The sequence below is a fragment of the Sorangium sp. So ce1504 genome, from assembly GCF_051521635.1.
GTDB lineage: Bacteria > Myxococcota_A > Polyangia > Polyangiales > Polyangiaceae > Sorangium > Sorangium cellulosum_B.
In genome coordinates this window covers 1,889,023-1,913,717 of sequence record NZ_CP150365.1, presented here as the reverse complement: position 1 = coordinate 1,913,717, position 24,695 = coordinate 1,889,023, and the positions used below count along the sequence as shown (strand labels likewise).

General features: G+C 69.5%; 15 protein-coding genes and 1 pseudogene. 4 read left to right on the top strand and 12 right to left on the bottom strand.

What is annotated here, in order from left to right:
* Positions 1-584: 584 nt before the first annotated feature.
* From WMF39_RS07260 to kdpF, 6 genes are read right to left on the bottom strand one after another with little or no spacing between them, the layout of a single operon-like run.
* Positions 585-1,289, bottom strand: coding sequence for a response regulator (locus tag WMF39_RS07260; RefSeq protein WP_437744815.1), 705 nt, complete (start codon positions 1,287-1,289; stop codon positions 585-587).
* A 16-nt stretch (positions 1,290-1,305) separates the two neighbouring features.
* Positions 1,306-4,038 carry a DUF4118 domain-containing protein gene (locus WMF39_RS07255; protein ID WP_437744814.1) on the bottom strand — a complete coding sequence of 911 codons (2,733 nt, stop codon included), beginning with the start codon at positions 4,036-4,038 and terminating at the stop codon, positions 1,306-1,308.
* Between the two features lie 12 nt (positions 4,039-4,050).
* Positions 4,051-4,623, bottom strand: a complete 573-nt coding sequence (kdpC, locus tag WMF39_RS07250) for a potassium-transporting ATPase subunit KdpC (protein WP_437744813.1) — start codon at positions 4,621-4,623, stop codon at positions 4,051-4,053.
* A 20-nt stretch (positions 4,624-4,643) separates the two neighbouring features.
* Positions 4,644-6,836 carry a potassium-transporting ATPase subunit KdpB gene (gene kdpB, locus WMF39_RS07245; protein ID WP_437744812.1) on the bottom strand — a complete coding sequence of 731 codons (2,193 nt, stop codon included), beginning with the start codon at positions 6,834-6,836 and terminating at the stop codon, positions 4,644-4,646.
* Entirely contained in the window at positions 6,833-8,575 is a 1,743-nt protein-coding gene (gene kdpA, locus WMF39_RS07240) for a potassium-transporting ATPase subunit KdpA (RefSeq protein ID WP_437744811.1), read from the bottom strand. Before kdpA ends, kdpB begins: the two co-directional genes overlap by 4 nt.
* Positions 8,572-8,664 (bottom strand): K(+)-transporting ATPase subunit F, encoded by a 93-nt coding sequence (gene kdpF, locus WMF39_RS07235; RefSeq protein WP_437744810.1) that lies wholly within the window; start codon positions 8,662-8,664, stop codon positions 8,572-8,574. The genes kdpA and kdpF overlap by 4 nt, the downstream gene beginning before the upstream one ends.
* Before the next feature lie 340 nt (positions 8,665-9,004).
* Here kdpF and WMF39_RS07230 point away from each other — a divergent pair.
* The 3 genes and pseudogenes from WMF39_RS07230 to WMF39_RS07220 all read left to right on the top strand — a co-directional run bounded on the left by WMF39_RS07230 (position 9,005) and on the right by WMF39_RS07220 (position 12,920).
* Positions 9,005-10,085, top strand: a pseudogene (locus WMF39_RS07230) (hypothetical protein).
* Between the two features lie 85 nt (positions 10,086-10,170).
* On the top strand, positions 10,171-11,256 hold the full coding sequence (locus WMF39_RS07225) for an FG-GAP repeat domain-containing protein (RefSeq protein WP_437744809.1): 1,086 nt from the start codon (positions 10,171-10,173) through the stop codon (positions 11,254-11,256).
* Between the two features lie 485 nt (positions 11,257-11,741).
* The gene (locus WMF39_RS07220; protein WP_437744808.1) at positions 11,742-12,920 is read left to right on the top strand and encodes a hypothetical protein; all 1,179 of its coding nucleotides are present in this window, start codon (positions 11,742-11,744) and stop codon (positions 12,918-12,920) included.
* 106 nt (positions 12,921-13,026) lie between these two features.
* Here the strand turns inward: WMF39_RS07220 and WMF39_RS07215 are convergent, their stop codons facing one another.
* Entirely contained in the window at positions 13,027-14,727 is a 1,701-nt protein-coding gene (locus WMF39_RS07215) for a hypothetical protein (RefSeq protein WP_437744807.1), read from the bottom strand.
* A gap of 389 nt (positions 14,728-15,116) precedes the next feature.
* Here WMF39_RS07215 and WMF39_RS07210 point away from each other — a divergent pair, with 389 nt between their 5' ends.
* A complete protein-coding gene (locus tag WMF39_RS07210; protein WP_437744806.1) occupies positions 15,117-16,421 on the top strand; it encodes an ABC transporter substrate-binding protein in 1,305 nt (434 codons plus the stop codon).
* Positions 16,422-16,621: 200 nt separating this feature from the next.
* Here WMF39_RS07210 and WMF39_RS07205 read toward each other — a convergent pair whose 3' ends face one another.
* The 5 genes from WMF39_RS07205 to WMF39_RS07185 all read right to left on the bottom strand — a co-directional run bounded on the left by WMF39_RS07205 (position 16,622) and on the right by WMF39_RS07185 (position 24,013).
* Positions 16,622-18,769, bottom strand: coding sequence for a TonB-dependent receptor plug domain-containing protein (locus WMF39_RS07205; protein WP_437744805.1), 2,148 nt, complete (start codon positions 18,767-18,769; stop codon positions 16,622-16,624).
* Between the two features lie 93 nt (positions 18,770-18,862).
* Complete coding sequence (locus WMF39_RS07200) at positions 18,863-21,721, bottom strand: response regulator (protein ID WP_437744804.1); 2,859 nt, start codon at positions 21,719-21,721, stop codon at positions 18,863-18,865.
* A 5-nt stretch (positions 21,722-21,726) separates the two neighbouring features.
* Positions 21,727-22,305, bottom strand: a complete 579-nt coding sequence (locus tag WMF39_RS07195; protein WP_437744803.1) for a response regulator — start codon at positions 22,303-22,305, stop codon at positions 21,727-21,729.
* Positions 22,306-22,358: 53 nt separating this feature from the next.
* A complete protein-coding gene (locus tag WMF39_RS07190) occupies positions 22,359-23,396 on the bottom strand; it encodes a hypothetical protein (protein ID WP_437744802.1) in 1,038 nt (345 codons plus the stop codon).
* Entirely contained in the window at positions 23,387-24,013 is a 627-nt protein-coding gene (locus WMF39_RS07185) for a hypothetical protein (protein WP_437744801.1), read from the bottom strand. The genes WMF39_RS07190 and WMF39_RS07185 overlap by 10 nt, the downstream gene beginning before the upstream one ends.
* Positions 24,014-24,695: the final 682 nt, after the last annotated feature.

Below are 24,695 nucleotides of genomic sequence, written 5' to 3'. Positions count from 1 at the left end.
GGTGATTCGCTGTCCGTCGGCGCTCTGCGGCCATCGCACAGAAGAGCCGTCAAACAGGCTGCAATCGCGCATGCGGGCCAGAGCGACAAGCGGGCTGAAAGGTGCCTAAATTCAATGGGTTGCGAGGCCCGACCGATCTGCCGGGAAACAAGCTCCAAGGGCCAGGAATACGGGAGAGAGACGAACCGCAAGGGGCGCAAGGGACCAGAGACGAGATATTTTCTTGCCTTCCCCTTGCGCCCCTTGCGGTTTCTCTTGCCTTCTGTTGATTTCATCGGGACTCCAACGTGATCGGTGCCCTAGCTCTACTGCGGGAAGTTGCCCCGGATCAGCAGAAAAAACCGCCAACCCGCCAAGGACGCCAAGGGGAGAGGGGCATAGGCGTTAACCAAGATCGTTCGGTCACGTTCAGGGCACGAACCCCGCCCCCATCGGTCACCAACGTGAACGTTTACGTGATCGTGGTCGTGGACGTTCACGGCCTATCGTTGACGACCACGACCACGACCACGTAAACGTTCGGATGTAGGAGGACGCTGCGGGAAGCGTGGTTAACCCCTATGCCCCTTCATGCCAGGATCGACTCAAGGGCTCTTGAGCCGGTAGCCCACGCCTGGCTCCGTGATCAGGATCGACGGGCGCGCCGGATCGCGCTCCAGCTTGTGCCGGAGCTGCGCCATGTAGACGCGCAGGTAATGCGTCTGGCCCGCATACGCAGGCCCCCACACCTCGCCGAGGAGCTGGCGATGGGTGAGGACCTTGCCTGCATGTCGGATCAGCGTCGTGAGCAGCTTGTACTCGATGGGCGTCAGGTGGATCTCCTCGCCCGCCCGCAGCACGACCCGGCGCGCGAGATCGACCTCGACGTCATGGACCGCGAAGCAATGGCCCTCCGCCGCCGCCCCGCGCGCCGCGCTGGCGGCGTGGCGCAGGGCCACGCGCAGCCGCGCCAGGAGCTCACCGGCGCTGAAGGGCTTGGTCAGGTAATCGTCGGCGCCGCCGTCCAGCGCGTCGATCTTGTCCTGCTCCTGACCGCGGGCCGACAGCACGATGATGGGGACGGCGCTCCACTCCCGGAGCCGCCGGGTCACCTCCAGGCCGTCCATGTCCGGGAGCCCCAGATCGAGGAGCACGAGATCCGGATTGCGCGTCGTCGCCTGGGCGATCCCGTCGCTGCCCGTCTCCGCCTCCACGAGCCGGTAGCCGCGGGCCGCCAGCATCGCGCGGAGGAACCGGCGCATCTGCGGCTCGTCCTCGATCAGCAGCACGAGGGGGGACGCGTCCGACATTCGCCCAGCCACGTTATCAAGCGCCCGCCGCCGCCGGCAGCTCCGGGCTCGCGAGGTTCGGCGGGCGGCCCTCGATGGGCAGCGTCACGCGGAAGGTCGCGCCCCCGTGAGGCCGGTTCTCCGCCGCGATCCGCCCGCCGTGCGCGGTCACGATGCCACGGCAGATCGTGAGGCCGAGGCCGATGCCCCGCTGCGTGTGGCCGCGCCCCCGGTAGAACTTCTCGAAGAGGGTCTCCTCCTCGCCGGGCGGGAGGCCCGGACCGCGATCCTTGATCTCCAGCGTGGCCACGTTCCCCTCGGTGAACCCCCGGATCCCGATCGGGCTGCCGGCGGGCGAGTACTTGAGCGCATTCTCGAGCAGGTTGATGAGCACCTGCTCGATCAGCACACCATCCATCGGGACGAGATCCATCGCACGGTCGAGCTCGATCGAGACCTCCCGGCCTTGAAGGTGCTCCTCGACCCGGTTCAGCGCAGCCCCGACGACCTCCTCCAGCGGCAGCCACTCCTTCTTGACCGCGAGCGCCCCGGACTCGAGCCGCGTCATGTCCAGCAGGTTGCGCACGAGGCGCTCGAGCCGCTGCGCCTCCTCCAGCACCGTCTGCGTCAGATCGCGGCGAGCGGCCGGGTCGAGCGCCGCCCCGTCGTTGCCGTCATCGAGCAGCGCCCCCGCCGCGCCGGTGATGGTGGCGAGCGGCGTGCGCAGATCGTGCGAGACGGAGCTCAGGAGGGCGTTGCGGAGCTCCTCCGCCTGCGCCTTCAGCCGGGCGCGCTGGGCCTGCCTCGCGAGCAGGGCGCGCTCCAGCGCGAGCGCCGTCTGCGTGGCGAAGGCGCCGAGCAGCTCGCGCCGGCTCAGGTCGAGGAACGGCCACGGTCGGCTCGCGCGGACGCTGAGGACGCCGATCGGCCCGGAGGAGCCCTGGAGCGGCAGGTGCATCGCGCCCGCGCTCGGGAGGGTGTCGGTGCCAGCGCCCGCGGCCTTGCCGCGCGCATACGCCCACTCCGCGACCGCCCGCTCCTGCTCCCCCGCGACCAGATCCTCGGCCGTGCCCGCCCGGACGGCGAGGCGGCCGTCGGCGCCGGGCAGGAGGACGACGGCGTCGGCCTCGAAGACCTCGCGCACATGGCGCGCGGCAGCCAGGCTGAGCTTGTCGATCCCGCGCAGGGCGGCCAGCTCCCGGCTCATCGCGTAGAGCGCCGCGGTGCGCTGCTCGCGCTCGCTGGCGCTCTCGGCCTGGCCGCGGATGCGCGCGGTGAGGCTGGCGATGACGAGGCCCACGCCCAGCATGATGGCGAACGTGAGGAGGTAGCGGAGGTCGCTGACCGCGAAGGTCAGGTACGGCCTTACGAAGAAGAAATCGAAGGCGGCGACGCCGAGCACCGACGCGAGCACCGAGGGCCCGGCGCCGAAACGGCTCGCGACGAAGACGACCCCGAGCAGGTACACCATGATCAGGTTCGCCAGGTCGGAGAACGGGTGCATGAGCCACGAGACCAGCGTGCAGATCACCGCCGCGCACGCGCCCCAGGCGTAGGCCAGCGGCCGGAGCCCGCGCCGCTCCGGCGGCCCGGGCTCCGGCTTCGCCGCCTCCGCCACCCCCTGGATGACGTGGACGTCGATGTCGCCGCTCTGCCGCACGAGATCGTCGAGCAGCGAGCCGTAGATGAAATCCTTCCAGCGGGGGTGGGTCGGCTTGCCGACGACGATCTTGCTGACGTTGTGCTGCCTGGCGTACCGCAGCACCACCCCGGCGACCTCCGCGCCGTGGAGCTGGACCGCGGTGGCGCCGAGGCGCTCGGCGAGCGCGAGGTTCCGGTCGACCCGCTCGCGATCGGCCTCGGACAGCCGCGCCTGGGCCGGCGTCTGTACATAGACCGCGTGCCACTCCGCCTTCAGGCCGCCGGCCATCCGCCGCGTCGCCCGGATGAGCCGCGCCGACATGGGGCTCGGGCCGACGCAGACGACGATCCGCTCGGCGACGGCCCACGTCTTCTGGATCCCGTGGGCGCGCATGTAGCCGCGCATCTGATCGTCGACGCGCTCGGCGGTGCGCCGCAGGGCGAGCTCGCGCAGGGCGATGAGGTTGCCCTTGCGGAAGAAGTTCGTCGCCGCGCGCTCGATCTGCTCCGAGAGGTAGACCTTGCCCTCGCGCAGCCGCTCGAGGAGGTCGTCCGGGGGAAGGTCGATGAGCTCGAGCTCGTCGGCGCGCTCGATCATCGAGTCGGGCACCGTCTCCCGGACCACGACGCCGGTCACCTGCGCCACCACGTCGTTCAGGCTCTCGATGTGCTGGACGTTGAGGGTGGTGTGGACGTCGATCCCGGCGTCGAGCAGGTCCATGACGTCCTGCCAGCGCTTCGGGTGCCTGAGCCCCGGCGCGTTCGTGTGCGCGAGCTCGTCGACGACGAGGAGCTTCGGCCGGCGCTTCAGCGCGGCCTCGAGGTCGAAATCGCGCAGCGTCCTGCCGCGGTGCTCGACCTCGATCGCCGGCAGGCGCGGCAGCGGCGGGGGCTCGTCGAGGAGCGCCTCCGTCTCGGCGCGGCCGTGCGTCTCGACCCAGCCGACGACGACGTCGACCGCTTCCTCGCGGAGCGACCGCGCCGCCTCCAGCATCGCGTACGTCTTGCCGACGCCGGGCGCGGCGCCGAAGAAGATCTTGAGCTTGCCCTTCTTCCCGCGCTCCTCCTCCTCGCGGGCCACGGCGAGCAGCGCCTCGGGATCCGGCCGATCGTCGCTTGCGTCCACCACCTCGCGCTCTCCTCAGCGGGCGCCGTCGAGGGCGAGGTTCAGGAGGAGCACGTTCACGTGGGGCTCGCCGAGGAGCCCGAGCAGGCGCCCCTCCGTGTACCGCGCGACGAGGCGGCGCACGTCGTCCTCTGCCAGGTTCCGCGCGCGCGCCACGCGCCGCACCTGGTACTCCGCCGCCGCGGGGCTGATGTGCGGATCGAGGCCGCTGCCGGAGGCGGTCACCAGGTCGACCGGCACCGGCGCGGTGGCCTCGGGATCCGCGGCGCGGAGCGCCTCGATCCTGGCCTCGACCGCCTCGGTCAGGGCAGGGTTCGTGGGCCCGAGGTTGCTCCCGGCAGAGGCCTGCCCCGCGTAGGGGACAGGGCTCGTCGCCGAGGGGCGGCCCCAGAAGTAGCGCGGGTCGTGGAACGGCTGGCCGAGCAGGCTCGATCCGACCACGCGGCCGCCCTGGAGCACGAGGCTGCCGTTCGCCTGGTGCGGGAACGCGGCCTGCGCGATGGCGGTCGAGAGCAGCGGGTAGGCGAACCCCGTGAGGCCGGTGAGGACGAGGAGGAGGACGAGGGCGGGTCGCAGGTGCGCGAGCATGGTGTTCTTTCCTTGGGACCTCAGACGAGGCCGAGGGCGGACAGGAGCAGATCGATCCCTTTGATCCCCACGAACGGCACGACGAGCCCGCCGAGGCCGTAGACGAGCAGGTTCCTGCGGAGCATCCGCTCCGCGCCGACGGACCGGTAGCGGATGCCCCGGAGCGCGAGCGGGATGAGCGCGACGATGACGAGCGCGTTAAAGATCACCGCGGAGAGCACGGCGCTCCGCGGCGTGGCGAGCCCCATCACGTTGAGCCGCCCGAGCGCAGGGTACGTCGAGACGAATGCCGCCGGGATGATGGCGAAGTACTTCGCGACGTCGTTCGCCAGGCTGAAGGTCGTGAGCGCGCCCCGCGTCATCAGGAGCTGCTTGCCGATCTCGACGATCTCGATGAGCTTGGTCGGGTTCGAGTCGAGGTCGACCATGTTCCCGGCCTCCTTCGCTGCCTGCGTGCCGGTGTTCATGGCGACCGCGACGTCCGCCTGCGCCAGCGCGGGGGCGTCGTTCGTCCCGTCGCCGGTCATGGCGACGAGCCGACCGCCCGCCTGGTAATCGCGGATCATCTTCAGCTTCGCCTCGGGCGTGGCCTGCGCGAGGAAGTCGTCGACGCCGGCCTCGGCGGCGATGGCCGCGGCGGTGAGCGGGTTGTCGCCCGTGATCATCACCGTCTTGATCCCCATGCGCCGGAGATCGCCGAAGCGCTCGTGGATGCCGCCCTTCACGATGTCCTTGAGGTGGATGACGCCCAGCACCTCGCCGCCCTCGGCGACCACGAGCGGCGTGCCGCCCTTCCGGGCGATGGCCTCCGTCACCGCGCGCACCGCGGCCGGGACCGCGCCGCCCTTCTCCTTGACGTAGGCCTCGATCGCGTCGAAGGCGCCCTTCCGGATCTCGCGCGCGCCGCTGTCGACGCCGCTCATCCGGGTCTGCGCGGTGAAGGGGACGAAGCGGGCGCCGAGGGTCGAGAGATCGCGCTCGCGCAGGCCGTACTTCTCCTTCGCGAGCACGACGACGCTGCGCCCTTCGGGGGTCTCGTCGGCGAGCGACGCGAGCTGCGCGGCGTCGGCGAGCGCCCTGGCCTCGACCCCGTCCGTCGGGATGAGCTCCGTCGCCTGCCGGTTGCCGAGCGTGATCGTGCCGGTCTTGTCGAGCAGCAGCACGTCCACGTCGCCGGCGGCCTCGACGGCGCGGCCCGACATGGCGATGACGTTCGCCTGGATCATGCGGTCCATCCCGGCGATGCCGATCGCCGAGAGCAGCCCGCCGATCGTCGTCGGGATCAGGCACACGAGCAGCGCCGTGAGCACGGTGATGCTGATCGGGGTCCCCTGCCCTGCTGCCCGGACGCCGAAGACCGAGTACGGCAGCAGCGTCACGGTCGCGAGGAGGAAGACGATGGTGAGCGCGGCGAGCAGGATGTCGAGCGCGATCTCGTTCGGGGTCTTCTTCCGCTTCGCCCCTTCGACCATCGAGATCATCCGGTCGAGGAACGCCTCGCCGGGGTTGGCGGAGATGCGGAGGATGAGCCAGTCGGACAGGACGCGCGTCCCGCCCGTGACGGCGCTCCGGTCGCCGCCGCTCTCCCGCACCACCGGGGCGCTCTCGCCGGTGACGGCGCTCTCGTCGACCGACGCGACGCCGACGACGATATCGCCGTCGCCGGGGATGATCGCGCCCGCCTCCACGAGCACGAGGTCTCCCTTCCGGAGGCTCGACGCGGACACGGCGACCCGCTCCGCGTCGCGCTCCGGGCGGGCGAGCTTCACGGCCTCGACGTCGCGCCGCGCCTTGCGGAGCGTGTCGGCCTGCGCCTTGCCGCGCCCCTCGGCCACGGCCTCCGCGAAGTTCGCGAAGAGCACGGTGAACCAGAGCCAGAGGGAGATGGCGAGGATGAACCCCGGCGGCTCCTCGCCCTCCCCGACGAGCGCGTGCACGAACAGGGCCGTGGTGAGCGCGCTCCCGGCGAGGACCACGAACATCACCGGATTGCGCACCTGGTGGCGCGGGTCGAGCTTGCGGAACGCCGCGACGATCGCCGGCTTGACGATCGCCGGGTCGAAGAGCGGCCTCGCCGCGGTCTTCTTCCCCTCCACGTCGCGGGACGGGTGGCGCGGCCTCGGCGGCGGCGACAGCTCGGGGGGCGGGGGCGCGGGGGCGCCGGGCTTGGCCCTGGCGATCGCCTGTCCGGAGGTGTGAAGGTTCATGGTCATCGCGTCATCTCCAGGTGCTCGACGACCGGGCCCAGCGCGAGCGCGGGGACGAACGTGAGCGCTCCGACGAGCAGCACGGTGCCCGTCAGGAGCCCGACGAACAGCGGCGTGTGCGTGGGCAGCGTGCCCGGGCCGGCCGGCACGAGCTTCTTCCTCGCGAGCGAGCCCGCCAGCGCGAGCACGGGGACGATCACCGCGTAGCGGCCGACGAGCATCGCGACGCCGATGGCGGTGTTGTAGAAGGGGCTGTTCGCGCCGAGGCCGCCGAAGGCGCTGCCGTTGTTGTTCGCGCCGGACGAGAACGCATAGAGCACCTCGCTGAACCCGTGCGGCCCCGGGTTGAAGACGCCCTTCTGCCCTCCCTCGGTCATCACGGCGATCGCGGTGCCGACGAGGACCGTGATCGCCGGAAAGAGCACGACGAGGGACGCCATCTTCATCTCGAACGCCTCGATCTTCTTGCCGAGGTATTCCGGTGTGCGCCCCACCATCAGGCCGGCGACGAAGACTGCGATGACGACGAACATCAGCATGCCGTAGAGGCCCGAGCCGACCCCGCCGAAGACCACCTCGCCGAGCTGTATGAGCCAGAGGGGCACGAGCCCGCCGAGGGGCGTGAAGGAGTCGTGCATCGCGTTGACGGAGCCGTTCGATGCCGCCGTGGTGGCGGTCGCCCAGAGGGCGGAGCTCGTGATGCCGAAGCGCGCCTCCTTCCCTTCCATGTTGCCGCCGGCCTGGAGCGCGCTCGCCGCCTGATCGACGCCCAGGGCGGAGAGCGCAGGGTTGCCCGCCTGCTCCGAGGCGACGCATACGACGAGGAGGACAGCGAAGATGGCCGTCATCGCGGCGAGGACGGCCCAGCCCTGCCGCCTGTCGCCGACCATCCGGCCGAACGTGTGGCACAGCGCGGCGGGGATGAGCAGGATCGCGAGCATCTCGAGGAAGTTCGAGAGGGCCGTGGGGTTCTCGAACGGGTGCGCCGAGTTCACGCTGAAGAACCCGCCGCCGTTGGTCCCGAGCTGCTTGATCGCGATCTGCGAGGCCGCTGGCCCCATCGGGATCACCTGCTCGACGACCGCGCCGCCGCCCTGGTCCTTGACGGCCTGGAGCAGCGACGCGCTCTGGTACCCGCCGAAGCCCTGCACGACCCCCTGGGACACGAGGAGGACAGCGAGCAGGAGCGAGAGCGGCAGGAGGACGTAAAGCGTGCTCCGGACGAGATCGACCCAGAAGCTCCCGACGGTGTCCGCCGTCTTCCGCGTGATCCCGCGGATCAGCGCGACGAGCACGGCCATACCGGTCGCGGCGGACACGAAGTTCTGCACCCCGAGCCCGGCCATCTGCGTCAGGTAGCTGAGCGTCGACTCGCCGCCGTACGCCTGCCAGTTCGTGTTGGAGGCGAAGCTCGCTGCGGTGTTGAACGCGAGATCGGGCGGGACGGCCGCCATGCCCTCGGGGTTCAGCGGCAGGACGCCCTGGAGCCGCTGGAGGGCATAGAGGACGAGGAGCCCGGCCAGGTTGAACGCGAGCACCGCGAAGGCGTAGTCCTTCCAGCGCATCTCCTGATCGGGGCGCACGCCCGCGGCGCGGTAGACGAGCCGCTCGAGCGGCCCGAGGACGCTGGCCATGAGGCCGCGCTCGCCCTGGTAGACCCGCGCCATGTACGTGCCGAGCGGGACGGAGAGGCCGATGAGGACGGCGAGGTAGAGCGCTGGTTGAAGCGCGCCGCTGGCGGTCATGACAGGCGCTCCGGCTCGAGGAGGGCGAAGATCAGGTAAAACAGGAGCCCCAGGGCGAGTGTGCCCGAGATCCAGGTGAACGCGGTCATGGCGCTCAGACCCTTTCACAGAGCTGGATGAGCCCTGCAAACAGCAAGAAACAGGTGACTGTCAGTCCCAGGTAGACCATGTCCATGGCGACCTCATCGGGGGCCATCGGACGCCGCAGACCCCGCGGCGCCCGCGCCGACCGAGCGGGACAGAACGTAGTCCCGCGCGGGTCAAGGGACCGTCAAACCGAGGGGGCCCCTCGTCAAGAAAGTATCAAGACGGCGGGATCCGGCCGCTCGGCCTTCCCCCGCGCCTGCGAGCGGGTTGACGATCTCTTGACGGTGCCCGACCGCCTCTTGACGGCTTCTTGACGCCGGCGGGCCTAGCTTTGCGCCCGTCATGCAGAACAGGCCACCACTCTTCGTCATCCCCACGTACCGGCTGCGCGACGTGGGCGAGACCATCCACCTTTACGACGAGCACTTCTGGCGCAATGGACATGCGATCGCGATGATCGTCTTCGACGACTCGAACATCCACAACCAGCAGAAGTACTACTCGCTGCTCGAGGAGACCGCGACCTACAACGACCTCTACTACGTCGGCCCGCGCGAGAAGGAGGCGTTCATCGCATACCTGAACCAGAGGCTCCGTGACCGCAAGCTCGAGCCGCTCGTCAGGAACCTGTTCCGGCCGAGCTACGGCGGGAACCGCAACTACACCCTGATGTACACGCTGGGCAGCCGCATGCTGAGCGCCGACGACGACATGCGCCCCTACGCGCTGGTCGAGGACAGCCCGGAGTCCCTGGAGAAGGATGAGATCTGCCGGGGCAAGCTCATCAGGGCGAACGGCGGCGGCTTCACCCGGAAATCGTTCGACATCCTGGCTGCGTTCCTCGACGTGCTGGGCAAGCGCGTCACGGACGTCCCGTCGAACCACGTGCGCGGAGAGCTGCTCCGCGACAGCGCCATGGACCTCGAGACCAACCGTGGCCGCCGCCCACGTCGACGCCGCCCAGACGCACGTCAAGAACAACTACATGCGGAGCCCGCTCGCCGCCGAGGTGTTCAACGAGGAGGTGTCGAACCTCCTCAAGCTGAAGATCAAGTCGACCCTCTCGAAGGTCGAGGACCTCAGCATCGGCTTCGACTATGGCGGCGAGGTGACCGCGGAGGACTGCGACCGGATCCTCGGGCGGATCACCGCGCTCCACGCGCGGGTGCTCGGCGCGGCAGCGGCGACCGTGAGCCGCGAGCGCGCCGACGCCCTGCGCACCTTCGCCGTGACCCTCGAGAAGACCTTTTACGGCTTCGAGCCCGATTTTTTCCAGCAGAACCTCGTCCGCATCGTCGACGACGTGATCAGCCAGTTCAAGGGCTCGCTCGAGCTGTGGCCGACGCTCGTCGAGATCTGCTACCTCCAGAAGAACCGCGCCGGACTGCCGCAGTCGCGCGTCCAGAACAAGCGGCGGCATTGACCCGCGCGCGCCTTCGCGCATCGGCTATTCTGGCAAGCATCGACGGCCTGGAGCCTGTGCACGAAGGCAAGAGGAAAGTAGGGGTATGCGACTCGTCATTGCGGCGAAGCTCATGAGCATGATTCCTGCAATATGCGCCATGTTTGCCTGCGCCGACGGCGCCGAGCGCGAAGCGAATGGTCTGCGTTCCGAAGGCCAGAGTCCATCGCCCGGCGTGGCGGCGCAGCGGTTGGACGGCGACAGGTGGAAGACCGCCTACCCGGCCGATTTCAACCGCGACGGCATGGCGGACGTGCTCTGGAACAATGCCGGACGGAACCTGATGGCCGTGTGGCTGATGAACGACAGCCAGCTCCTGGCGCCGGGTCCGAGCATCCCCGGGCCGATCGGCGACGGGTGGGAGGCGATTTCCGCTGGTGATTTCGACCACGACGGCATGGCGGACGTGTTCTGGTACAACAGCCCACAGAACCTGGCGGCCATATGGCTGATGAACGGCAGCCAGCTTTTTGCACCGGGGCCGGTCATCCCCGGACCGCTCGGCGGCAGGTGGGTGGCCGTGACGAGCGCTGCCGACTTCAACTTTGACGGGATGAATGACGTGGTCTTGAACAACCCCCGACAGAATCTGGCGACCGTGTGGCTGATGAACGGCACCCAGCTGCTCGCGCCGGGTCCGAACATCCCCGGACCGATCGGAGACGGATGGATGGCCTCGACAACGGCCGACTTCAACTCCGACGGTATGGCGGACATACTCTGGAACAATGCCGGACAGAACCTGATGGCTGTATGGCTGATGAACGGCACCGAGCTGCTCGCCCCCGGTCCGAACATCCCCGGACCGATCGGAGACGGGTGGGTCACCATCACGGCGCTCGACTTCAACTTCGACGGCATGGCGGACGTGCTGTGGCATGACGCCGCACAGAACCTGATGGCCGTGTGGCTGATGAACGACAGCCAGCTGCTTGCGCCGGGTCCGAACATCCCCGGACCGATCGGCGACGGGTGGGTGCCCGCGTCGGGCGTCGCCGATTTCAACTTCGATGGCATGGCGGACGTGCTGTGGGGCAATGCCGAACAGGACCTGATGGCCGTGTGGCTGATGAACGGCAGCCAGTTCCTTGCGCCGGGTCGGAACATCCCCGGACCGCTCGCAGGCAACTAGCGCTACTGCGGGGAGTCGGGAGGCGAACCGCCATGACGCCAAGGAACCAGGGAAATAGGAGGGCAAATGCAGGAACAGCCCTTCCCCTCGCCTCTTGGCGGCCTCGGCGGTTTTTCTGCTGATCCGGGGCGACTTCGCGCAGTAGTGCCAGGTGCTCTGCGAGGTCACACAAGCAACCGAGCATGTTCCGGTATGGTTCTCAGGGGCAGGCAGTCCGGGCGGTGAACGCATCCACCGTGCTTTGCGCCGGACCTGGGCGCGGCGCCACCTGTGCGCCCACACGGCCAATCCCCGCTTCTTGCATCCATGGTCGTTGGAGATGCATTCGATGCACATCGAGCTGGTCGCGCCCCTGGATCCAGGGTGCTTGCCGCGTTTGCGCGATGGTTTCGGGGGGCCGAGGGAGACCATCGGCTCCTCGGCGCTCTGCACGCCGGCTCGGCTTCGTCTCTTCGCTGCGTTGATTGCAACCCAGGGGAGTGCACATGTTCGTTCCTGACGTGAAGCTCGTGCTCGGTACGGCGATGATGCTCGTTCCATCCATCACTTGCGTGAGCCCGCGCGAGGCGTCCGAGGTACCCGAGCGCGCGGACAGCGGCGTACGAGCCGGAGTCGGCGAGGCCCGGCAGTCCCTGTGTTTCGGTCAGACGATCACGAACGTCCTCGTTCTACCGGAGACGTTCCACTGGGAGGATGCCGCCCACCTGCTCCGCGTGGCGGAGGGGTTCGGCCCGCGGACCCTCAGCGTCTCCGTGTCGGCGAGCGTCTCGCCGTCGGTGAGCGTGGTGCACACCATCACCCCCACGAATCCCGAGCCAGCGGCGCGCACGACGGGCAGCCGCGCGCGCAACGACCTCTGGCCCTTCCCGGCACTCTCGGAAGACGACCCGTTCGGGGTCTTCCAGCCCTTCCCGGGCATGCCGGGCGGCGGTGACACCTGGGGCCCTCAGCCGGCGCCGGGAATGCCGAGCGGCACCTGGGGCCCTCAGCCCTCGACGGGAATGCCGGGCAGCGGCGGCGCCTGGAGCTATCAGCCCGCGCCAGGCATGCCGGGCGGCGGCACCTGGGGTCCTCAGCCTTCCTCGGCCACGTCGGGCGGCGACACGTCCCCGGGCGCCCAGCCCACACCGGGCCCGCTGGACGATTGCGTGCCGTCGAACGAGCAGATCTCCAAGGCCGTCGGGTTCAACGTGAGCGCGACCGTCGGGCTCGACGCGACCTCGGTCCTGTTCGTGCCCACGGCCGCGCTCGCGCGGGTCTCGGCCTATCCGGTCTACCAGCAATACACCTGGGATATCGTCAGCACCGTCGGCTGGAACTGGGAGAACAATGCAGCAGAGACCGTCGTCGTGGGCTCTGGCATCGCCTACAGGCCAATCGGTGTCTATTTCGATACCGACCTCATCTACGATCTGGCCGCGATCGGCGGCGGCGTGATCGACCCTGGCCCGTACGTGGATCCCGGAAACGGCGCCGGCGGCGCGGGCAACGGCTCCATCCCCGGTAACGAGGAGGGCGGCGGCGGCGCGGGAGCCGGCGGTGCCGGGGCTACCGGCGGCGCGGGCGGCGACGGGGCTACCGGCGGCGCGGGCGGCGGCGCCGGCGCCAACGACGGCGCGGGCGGCGCCGGCGGCGCGGGCGGTCCTTGGATCATCGATCCGTAGATCGCTGGCAGCGCCAACGCCTCGGGTAGGGCGGCCGGCACCGGCGGCGCGGGCTCGCAAGGAGCCGATCTCGGCGATCCGACGCGCCACCCAGCGCGCGCCGCCCCTACCGCGCCGCCCGCGCGATCTCGTCGGCCGCCCGCGCCCTCTCCTCCGCCGACTTCGACAGCGGCCCCGTCAGGAGCGCCTGCGCCTCGCGGAAGCGCGCCGCCACGTCGGACCAGTAGCTCGCCTCCGCGCCCTGCGGGGCGGCGATCTGCTTGATGAGCGCCGCGTCGTACGCCGCGATGCCCGCGTACGCCGAGGCGGGCTTCGCGCGGGCCACCCAGTCGAGCGCGGCGATGTCGCCCAGGCCGAGCCCCGCGAGCGGCGCCCGCCGCATCATGAGCGCCGCGTCCTCGGGGCCGTTGCGCAGGCCGAGCGCGACCGCGAGCAGCGCCGTCGCCTCGGCGGCGCGCGGCGTGTCCTTGGGCCACGCCGCGAGCAGCGCTGTCGCCTGATCGAAGTCCACGGCCCGCCAGTAAAGTCGGCCGAGCTCGAGCCGCGCCCTCGCATAGAGGAGCCTCGACTCGGGCGAGAGCTGCGCGGTGCGCAGCGCCGCGCGGTGCTGGAGCGGGACGCCCCGGCCGAGCAGGACGCGCAGGAGCTCGGGCCGCGCCGCCGCCTCGGGCGCGATCAGGCGGCCCGCGTAGTACGTCGGCAGCCGGGCGGCGAGCCGCTCGACGGCCGACGAGGGGGGGCTGCCCGCCGCGAGCGGCGGCAGCTCCAGCGCGTCCAGCGCGTCGACGCGCCGGCCGCCGTAGAGGCGGGAGAGCATCTCGCGCGCGCCGTCGACGCGGGCGTCGCGGAGGACGCCGACCGACGAGAGCTCGCGCAGACCGACGAGCGCGGCGTCACGGCCGCGGGCCTTCCAGGGATCGAGCAGCTGATCGAGCTCGCCGTAGTAGACGTTCGCGAGCTCCGCGTCCTTCCGCATGGCGTCCGGCAGCGGCGCGGACCGGACCGCCTCGACGAGCCGCATGTCGGCCCGCCCGGACTCCACGGCGACGATGCCCTTCGCGTAGAACGGAAGCTCGACGCCGCGCCGCCCGAGATCCTCGATCGCCCGGGCCTGCTCCGTCACCCACGCGAAGAGCGGCCCCTTGGTGAACGCGAGGACGCGCTGGACATCGTAGGGCGGCCGCAGCGTGGGCGGCTCGGTCGCGGTGCGCGCGAGCCGGGCGGAGAGCGTCAGGCCGAGCAGCACCTGGTAGAGGTCGCCCCGGAGCGCGCCGGGCGGCGCTTCGAGGAGCGGCGCGGCGATGGCGTCGCCGCAGGTGATGGGCGCGAGCTCGGCCCGGAGCGCGCGCGCGAGGCCCGCCTCGAGGCCCGCGCACGCCTCGACGCCCGCGAGCCGCGCGTCGCGCTTCGCCGCGTCGTCCTCGGCGAGCGCGGCGTCGAGCGCCTCGATCGCGCCCTGCGCGTCGCCGCAGGGCTGGGCTGGCGCGACGGCGGCGCGCCGCACGAACGCCTCGCAGGCGCGCGGCGCGGCGGGCACGCCGGCCGGCGCCGGGGGGACCAGCGCGGTCTTCGGGTCGAAGGGCGCCGGCTTCAGGATCGGGAGCCACTCGTCCTTGAGCGTGCCGTGGACGGCGAAGGCCTCTTCCTCCGGGAGCGGCGCCGGCGGCGGGGTCGCCGGGCGGCCGTCGCGCGGCGAAACCGGCGCGTTCGGCGCGGGCGGAGGCGCCCCGGCGCAGGCCGCGAGGGAGAGCCCGAGCGCGGCGGCGAGGGCGTTGAAGGCGAAGTGCGAGCGAAGGTTGGAGGGCATCACGTCTCCTTGGACACGGGCGGTCCGCAAAGGTTTCGCGGAGCAGCGGCGGGCGTCCATCACAATCCGAGCGCGGGCGCAACCTGGGCGCCGCCCACGGCACGACGCCGCGGCCGGGGCCCCACCCGGGGTCCCTCTCTCTCGGTCACGCTCTCACCACGGCCCGACAGCGGCGTTCGACGGGCATCGATCGCAAAACGCAAACAGCGAACCTTGTGGTGCGCATCGCACCCACGGCCCTTGACAGCTCCGCCCTCAATGCGATGTCATCGTCGAGAAGGACAACCATGTACACTGGGATGCCTACCGTTCGGGACTGCCTCCATCGAGCCGGCGCGTGGCTGGGTGCTCGCAGGCGACGCGCGCGCTGTATGGAGACCGGGCTGATTGTGGGACTCGCGTCCCTGCTCTCGGCGTCCTGCTCGTCGATGGCGCCCGATGAGCCCGATGAGCCCGAGAACGCCATCAAAATTGGGGCCCTCCTCCCCTTCTCCGGGAGCGAGTCGGCCGTCGGGCGCAACCTCGAGCAAGCCATGTTGCTCGCGGTCGAAGACCTGAACGCCGCGGGCGGGCTCGAAGGGAGGCCGTTCGACATCGTGAGCCGAGACAGCCATTCGAGCCCGGAGCGCGGGCTCGACCAGCTGCTCTCGCTGATCTACACGGATGATGTCCGCTACCTGGTAGGACCCGAAGAGAACGAGCTCGCCCGCGACATCGCGATCGAGGTGAAGAAGGAGAACCTTCTCCACATGCTGCCGAGCTATGCCGCGCCCTCCATCGCGCGCCATGAGGACGACGGCGGCAGGGTGAGGCTCGCCCCTTCCCCGTTCGGCATCGGCTGCGCGCTCGCGAAATACATCGTTAGCGAGGGTGTCCGCACTGCCAATAGCCTCTCCGCGCGGGACGACTACAACACCGCCGTCAGCACCGAGTTCACGACCCATTTCGCGGCGCTCCAGGGCAGGATCCTCCCCTCGGTGACGTTCAAGCCGGGCGCACAGACGTACAAGGACAAGATCAAAGCCGCCTTCAACCCAGAACGGATGGCCGGCCGCACGCTGCTGGCCGCCTATCCCGCCGCCGCCTCGACCATCGTGACCGAATGGACCGTCCACGGGCGTCCGGGCAGGTGGCTCCTCGGCCCTGCATTGCACACCGAGGTGTTCCTCGCCAACATCCCTCAAGGCACCCTCGATGAGAACTCCTATGGGGTCTCGCCCTCGCTCAGCCTGCGGAGCGAGTGCAGCCCCAACCCCAACGACCCAACCGGGGAGGCGCTCAGCTGCACGCACTGGAACGCCGACGCCTTCACCTATCACTTCTCCCGCCGGTGGAACGACGAGGTGCCGTTCCCCGCAGCGCACTTCTATTACGACGGCGTCGTCCTCATCGCGATGGGCCTCGTGTACGGGTACGCCACCACCGGGCAGATCATCACGTCCGGGAATGAGCTGCGGCAGAAGATCCTCGAGCTCAACGACCCCAAGAACGATGTGGCCTTGTGGTGGGATCTGAACGCCGCGATGGCCAAGCTCCGCGCGGGGACCCCGCTCCGCTACATCGGGGCGGCCGCCGAATACGAGTTCGACACCTACGGGGCGAGCCAGAATCACATCATGCAAAAGTGGACCATCAAAGGCGACAAGTTCGTCGATGGCGATCACTTTGACGCCAGGTGTGTGATCCAGCAATGATCTAGAGCGGTTTCCGCCCCCTCTGCGCCATCCAGAGCAGAGCGGCAGCAGAGCGGCAGCAGAGCGGCGGTCTCCCGCACAGGAGACGGGCCCAGATCGGCGTTTTCGGCGCGCAAGCGCACTCCGGTGCGCTGAGCACCGAAAACGCCGAGGTGGGCCCGTATCCGAAGCGGGTGACCGTCGCTCCAGAGCGGTGCAGCTCAGTAACGGTGTCGTAGCTCGAAGAAGATCTCGCGCGGCGCGAGCGGGTACTCGAAGCCAGAGAACCCGGGATCCGGGCCGAAGGTGCCGAGGATGTTCTTGGCGCGCACGGCCAGGGTCGTCTCGTGCCCCGGGATGATCCACAGGTTGCGCGCGACCAGGCTGGCGTTCCACCTGAGGTACGTGGGCAGCTCGAACGCGCCGCCGGCCTCGAGGGTGCTCGCCTCCGCGGACTGCCGGGGCCCGACGAGGATCCCTTGCGTCGAGAGCTCCAGCGGCACGGAGCTCGGCGACGGCAGCTTCACATAGGCGCCGGCGCGGGCGATCCAGCTCGGGTAGGCGACCATCGACGAGCCGACCAGATCCGCCTGGTACCCCACCTGGCCGGAGTCCCGGGTGGAGTGCACGGTCTCGAACGACCCGTAGCCCCCGAAGGCGTCGCCGTGGCGCAGCTCGGCGCGGGTCGCCCAGATCAAGGACTTCTGGCTGGCGATGTTCAGGGCCGTCTGGTTGATGCCCCGCGGGACGAACTCAGCCTTGTCGTTCAAGAGGCTGTACGATACCCCCGTGCTCGCCGAGGCCCAGACAGCAGGCCTCCACGTCAGCTCCGCGTCCACGGTGTGGATGAGCTGAGGCGACAGGCGCTCGTTCCCGATCACGTCTCCCGGCACGAGGGGCTCGGCGAAGAGCAAATACGGGGACGGCGCCTTGAAGGCGCTGCCGTACAGCAGCTTGGCCACGACCGTCTTTCCCAGGTGCGAGGTCGCCCCGAACCGACCGGTCAGCTGATTGCCATACTTGCTGTGGTGATCGTAGCGGAGCCCGCCCGTGACCTTCAGCCACGGATCGAGCACCTTGAGGTTGGCGCTAAGGAGCGCCCCGATGTCGACCAGCTCGGCCGATTGCTGCTCCCGCTCCGGCGAGCCGAAGGACTGCTTCGTTTCCTTGGTGACCCGACGGAAGGACGGCAGGTCCTCCTTGTCGTAGACGGACTCCAGATTCAATATCAGGTTGAATCGGTCCCACGGCATCCACCGGGCCTCGACGCTCGCGTCCACGCCGCGATACGCCATGCGCCGCTCGATGTAGTACCAGCCGCCGGCGACGTCGATGCGGTCGTCCGGCAGGACGCCACCCTGGAAGTACATCCCCTGCACCGCGAACGCGAGCTCCCGGTTCAGCTGGAAGAGCCCGTCGACCGCCACGCGGCGCTGCTGGAGGCTGATCACCGTGCCGGCACGGTTCCCCTCGTCGTCCGTCCCGCCGGTGAGCTGTGCCCATTGCGCAAAATCCCCGCCGCGCCGGAGGCCTGACCAGTACGCGCTGAGCACGAGGTGGTGCCCACGCTCGGGATGGCGATACCCGAGCCGCGCCCCGACGACCCCCGACATGCGCTCGAGGTTCTGGGCGTCCAGGCGCCCCGCGTTGTAGGGCGGGATGACGGGAGCCGGGGACTGGGTGGGCATCTCCAGGCCGCTTCGATCATCGAGCTCCCCCGCGGCCGTCAGCATCATCTCGAAGCGGTCGGTGAACATGCCGCCCACGAGGTCGAAACGGCCGCGCGGGTGGTCCTTCGTCACGCCGCCCTGCACCGTGCCGTCGACGAAGGGAATGTCCTCCGGATCGAGGGTGATGATGTTGACGACCCCGAGGAACGCATCGGCGCCATAGAGCGCCGACGCCGGACCACGGACGATCTCGATCTGCTTGATGGCCGACAGCGGGATCAGCTCCGTGCCCAGCCAGTTGCCGCTGGTGGTCCGGAACGCCGCCGATCGCCCGTTGATCATCACCTTGATCCCGCCGCTCTCGGCCCCCAGCCCGCCCGTCATCCCCTGCACGCCGGCGTTCGGCAGGATGTGGTCGTCGATGAGATAGAACCCGACGACGTGCTCCAGCACCTCGCCGACGCTCGTGTATCCCCAGCGCCGGATCTCTTCCGCGGTGATCGCCGTCATGATGGCGGGCGCGTCGTCGAGGGTCTCCAGCGTCTTGGTGGCAGTGGACACCTCGACGTCGAGCAGCCGGAGCAGGTCGACGTCCTCGAGCGCGTCGTTCCGGCGCTCACCCCCCACCGCCTTCGGCGCTCCCGGCGCCGTCGCGGTCGTCGGCTGGGCCCATGCGAGACCGGGGATCGAAGCGATCACCAGCGCAACCATCCACCGGGTTTCGAGTGAGGCAAGCATCATGCGGGTTCAGTGGGCTCCAGACATTCGTCCATCGTCGATTCGGCGCGATCGTCACGTCGCCTTGGCGGTCGCGGCGAGCTCCTCCTTCAGCGCAGCGCTCACGGAGTCGAACTCGTCACGTAGCCGCGCGAGGTCGCCCGCCTGCGGCAGCTCGCCTTGACCCGCGGCGAGCTGCATCTTCTCCGCCAGCTCCGCGACGCGCGCCGCGCCGATCGAGAGCATGCTGCCCTTCAGCTTGTGAGCGTTCGCCTTGATCTCTGCGGCCACGGCGCTCCGGATGACCGCCTCCAGGCCGTCGAGCTGCGCCGGCACGTTCTTGAGGACGAGCTCGATCAGCTTCCGCGAGCGCGGGACCTCCGGGTCGAGCACCGGCGCGCGCGCCGCCTCCAGTTCGGGGCCGGAGGGAGACGGCGACGACCCAGGCTCGTCCCGGCTCAGGACCACGTGCCGCCACAAGGTCTTCTGCAGAGATTGAGGGCGTACCGGCTTGGCCAGATAATCGTCCATACCCGCCGCGAGCACCCGGTCCCGCTCGCCGACGAGCGCGTGCGCCGTCAGCGCGATGATCACCGTGTGGCGATTCCTCGAGCGCTCCCAGGCGCGGATCTCCTGGGTGGCGGTGTACCCGTCCATCACGGGCATCTGGCAATCCATGAGCACGGCGACATACCGATTTCGCTTGACGCACTCGAGGGCTTCCTGGCCGTTGCACGCGGTCTCCACGCGCAGACCCAGCTGCTCGACCTGCTCCATCGCCACGTAGCGGTTGATCTCGTTGTCATCGACGACCAGCACGGGGAGCTTGCTCGCGATCTTACCCGGCTCAACGCCGGGCTTGCTAGGCGGCGGGGTCGAGGTGCCCGTGAGCGCGCTCTGCAGCGTGTTGTACAGCTCGGAGACGCGGAGCGGCTTGGGGAGCTGCGTGACCATGCTGGAGTCCATCCCGCTCAACGTCACGCTCGATCCCATGTGATAGAGCGCCACCACGGGCAACGTCTGCAGCGCCGGGACCGACTGGATGGTCCTGAGGAACTCCTCGAGGCCGAGGTCGTCCATCTGGACACCGACGACGGCGGCGCTGAACGGCCGCTTCTCCAGCACCGCGAGCTCGAGCCGGTTGATCGCGTCCCTCCCGGAGGCCGCGGACTCGGCGTCGAAGCCCCAGGCCACCAGGTGCTCCACCACGACGTCGCGCCAGCTCCTGCTGTTCTCCACCACGAGCGCGCGGCGCCCGCTCGCCCACTCGGCGGAGCGGATCTGCTCGCCTCCGGCCGTGACGCCGACCCTGATCGTGAACCAGAACCGGCTGCCCTGCCCCGGCGTGCTGTCGAGGCCGACCTCGCCGCCCATGACCTCGACGAGGCGCTTGCTGATCGCGAGCCCGAGGCCCGTGCCGCCGTGCTTGCGGACCAGCGAGCCGTCCACCTGCGAGAAGGCGGCGAAGAGCTTCTTCTGGTCGTCGGGCGCGATGCCGGGGCCGGTGTCCACCACGGCGAGCTTGATGAGCGCCGTGGCCTTTTCCTGCTGAGCCTGCTGAGAGATCGAGGCGTCGATCAGCACCTCTCCGCGATCGGTGAACTTGATCGCGTTGCCGACCAGGTTGGTGAGCACCTGGCGGAACCGGTCGGGATCGCCCACGATGCCCGTGGGGACGCGGCGCTCGACGCGGTACACGAGCTCGAGGCCCTTCTCGTGCGCCTGGCTCGCCATCAGCTCCGCGACCTCCTGGATGACGAGGCGCAGATCGTAGGAGACGTGCTGCGCCACGTACTTGCCGGCCTCGAGCTTCGAGAAGTCGAGCACGTCGTTGATGATCGACATCAACGTGTTGGCGGAGGCGTCGACGGTCTCCACGTAACGCCGCATCTTGCCGTCGAGCGACTGGTTCTGCATGAGCCGGATGACCCCGAGGATCCCGTTCATCGGCGTCCGGATCTCGTGGCTCATGTTGGCGAGGAACTCGCTCTTCATCCGGGACGCCTCGAGCGCCTGCTCGGTCTTCACGCGCAGCTCCTCGAACGCCTGCTCGTTCGCCTCGACCATGCTGTTGAAGGCCGCTCCGAGCAGCTCGAGCTCGTCGCCGCTCGTGATCTGCACGCGCTCCCACTTCTTCCGATCCACGATGGGCGATTCGGTCGGCGGCGCGCTCGAGCGGAGCCCGGTGGCGATGGCCCCCGCCGCCGTGCGCAGCGCGAGCAGCGGCTCGGTGATGTGGACCGCGACCCGCTTGACGAGGAAATAGCTGGCCGCCCCGCTGCCGAGGATCAGCGCCACGATCAGGCCGAGCGTGGTCACGAGCCGGTTCGCGGCGAGGTCCCGGGCCTGGACCATGCGCTCGACGACGCTCCTCGTGCTGATGCCGTAGATCACGGTCCCGGCGTGAGTCCCCTCCGAGATGACCGGGGCCGCGACCTCGAGGACATCCTCCCCGCCCAGGGGGTTCTGCCGCCGCCGCAGCGCGAGCCGGGACGGGTGCACGGTGCTGATCCCGAGGGACTCCAGGTCCGCCGCGGTGAAGTTCGGCGCCGCCGGGCTGGGCGCGTCCTTCGAGGCGGGCACCCGGGCCAGGCCGCTCGCCGCCCAGACCCGGTTCTCCGCGTCGAAGAACAACCCGTAGGCGATGTCGTTGTTCTCCGAGACGGTCTGGTGAATGAGCGCCTTGACATCCCCGAAGAGGTTGTCCGCCACCAGGCTGCGCAGCGCCAGCGCCTGGTTGAAGCCGAGGAGGCGCGCCTTCTCTTCCAGACCGCTCAGGAGCTCCTGCTCACGCTTGGCCTGGACCGCACGATCCGTCGAATAGATGAGCGCGCCGCTCGCAAGCAGCGTGGTGCCCCCGAGCAGCAGCAGCGCGCCCAGGATCAGGCGCAGCAGCTTGATGCGGAGCGAGCCGTGGGTGTTCGGGGTTGCCATGCACTCTACTTTGGGCGCCTCATCGAGGGCGGCGGGTTAGAGGAGGACGACGCCGCAGAAGACCCCGCAGACGAAGACGGCGGCGGGCTGGTCTTCCCGGCGCGCGAGGCCACCGCGCGCTCGACCGCCGGCGCCAGCGCGACGTGCAGCTTCGCTTTCGAGACGATGCCGTCGGCGCCGACCTTCTCGCCGATCGCGCTCAGCTTGTCGATATCACAGCTGGAGACGAGGACGATACCCAGGTTCGAGAGCTGCGCGTTGTCCCGGAGCAGCTTCGCCAGCTTGTCGCCGTTGATGGTCGGCATGTTGATGTCGAGCGCGACCACGGAGATCTTGTCTCGCTTGATGACCGCCGTCGCGCCGATGGGCGTGGCGAGCTCGACCACGTCGAAGCCGGCCCTGACCAGGACGGCGCGCATCGCCTCGCGAGCGATCTCGTCGTCATCGATCACGAGCACCCGGATCATGACGGCGCGCTCCAGGGACGGCAGCCATGCGTGCGACGCTCTCCACACGACGAGCAGCAGATGGCAGGCCTGCCCGGGCGCTCGATGGTTCGAGCTGGCCCGTCGCATCGTGACCATGTGCCCGGTTGGAAAGGTAATCGCACGGCGCCTCCATTCCCCCCGATACGCGCTCACCTACCGATGAGAAAGTCAACCTGGCCGAACTGACTGGAATTCAGGCCGAAGCGCCGTGCGAGCCTCACGTCGACCAGGCGTTTCACCGAGATGGGCAGGCGGACACCCGACGACTGGAGCTTCCAGTCGGCGTCCGCGAGCTCGTAGAGGAGATCCGCCGCTTGCACCGCGAGCGCCTGGGTGTCGGGGATGGCAGCGAACGTCCCGAACTCCGCGTGCTCGTTCACGAGCGAACGCACGGCCACGACCACCGGCGCGCCGAGCCGGTCCACATAGGGCAGCCAGACGTTGGTCAAGAACCTCGGGCTCAGGAGGCCATTGTCGTTCGGCAGCCAGATCGCGTCGACCTTCGCCCGCTGGAGGTTCACGAGCGCGGCGCGGAGGTCCTGCACGCGCGGCTTGTTCGAGAGCTCTTCCTTGACGAAGGCCAGCTTCTCGACGTGCATGAGCGCTTCTTGTCGCGCGATGTGATCCGCGAAGCCCTGGCGGTAGACGACGCCGACCCGATGAGCGTCGAGGCCCAGCGTCCGCAGGCCCACCATGGCCGTGACCGCCGGCACCTCGTAGGAGATGGCGACCGAGTTGGGGACGGTGCGCTGGAGCTCCTCGGCGAAGGACGCCATCAGGATCAGCGCGACCGGCGGGGTCGGAACGGTGCGCGCCCACTCGCGATACAGGAGCACGGTCGAGTTGTTGACCAGCACCACCGCCCGCGGGCGATCGCGGGCGACGATCCGCGCCACGAGGTCGGGGCCCGACTCCTCGCTGCGCAGCAGCGAGATGATGACACGGTGTTCCCCGGACAGCTCGACGCGCAGCGATCTCAGCATGTCGTCGAGCTGCGGATCCGAGGGGGCGATGACGGAGATGACCGGCCTCGCGTCCGGAGGCGGCGGCTGGAGCGTCGGCGCCGGGTCGCTGGCGACGGGTGTCGCCGGGCCCGACGAACAGCTCAGGGACAGCGCGAGCCCCGCGAGGGCGGAGGCCCGCAGCAGCGAGCGCCGAGAGAGGGGACGCGTCGACCTTACTTCCATTCGTCAACCCCCAGATCGGCCAGCACGTGTTTCGGAAGCCTCCGGATCGCGCCCTCCACCGTCTGGCGCTCGCTCAGGAACGTGACCGCCACCAGCCCGACCTTCGCCGTCGAGAGGCTGAGGATCGTGAACGTCATCTTGCTTCTCGACTCGAAGTCAGAACGAAATCGCTCGGGGAGGAGGACCGCATCAGCCGTCTGGAACTGGAGCAGCTGCAAAAGATCTTCGATCTTCGTGACGCGCTGGACCTCAGGCGCGGTGCTCACACCCAGCAGCCCGGCTACGAACTTAGGGAGCGATTTCCGTTCGACCAGATCGACGATCCCGTATCTGAGACCGGAGAGCATCTCCTTGGTCAGCGCCCTCGTCGAGACCAGGAGGTACTGCTCCGCGTCGTTCCCCGCCTTCACGCCCTGGATGTCGGCGGTCCGATTGAGCGAAGCCAGGACCGGCTTTGGCGAGAGGGCCGCGTCGGGCGGCGCCGACTCGAGCGCGGCCTTGAAATCGCTCAACTTTCCGAACACGGTGACATCGACGCCGGGCATCGACTCCTCGATCTTCTGCTCGAGGGCGCGGGCGCGGAGCGGTGTCACCGCATACACATAGAGCGTGGCCACGGGCCCAGCCGTGATAGGCGGGCTGAGCAGCAGAAGGCAGCACCCGACGAGCAGAGCCGCCGCGAGCAGTGCCACCGGCGCGCGCGTCGATCGGAGCCCCCGGCGAAGCGGAACTCCGGTCCTGTCGGGCCAAGCGCGCTCGGCGAGGGTCCTGAGGAGTGAGCGAAATCCCCCGTGCCGAACCGGAGGAGCCGCGCGGTTACTTCGTGGCACCCACGATGATGCCCAGCGGGTTGCGATTCGCGCCCGACACGCGAGGTGCCCCAAGGCCCGCTCGACCGCTGACCGCCGTGCCCCCGTGGAGCGCCTGCAGCTCGTTTCCACCAGGCTCATGCCCTCCCGGTCATCATGGGTAGGCAGCGTAGCCGATGGTTAACCCTCTTTGTCAAGCGCCCCCTGGGAGGCGCCCCCGCGGTCCCACCGAGCTTGGCGAAATGGGGACGCCGGAGAGGGTGACGACACCCGACGGCCGCTCCCCCGCCAGCAGCCGGCCAGCACGACCACGCCGGCGCTGCCGAGCACGCCAAATACCGGGGCGAGCGCTTGACACGCTCCTCACGCACCTCGGTCTCAGGGCTCGATCTGGAGTCCCAGGGGCGGCATGTCCCCCGCACCGCGTAAGCAAGAGATGGCGCCTCCGAGAGACCAGCAGATGGCGCCCCGGATTCGCGCGACACATCAT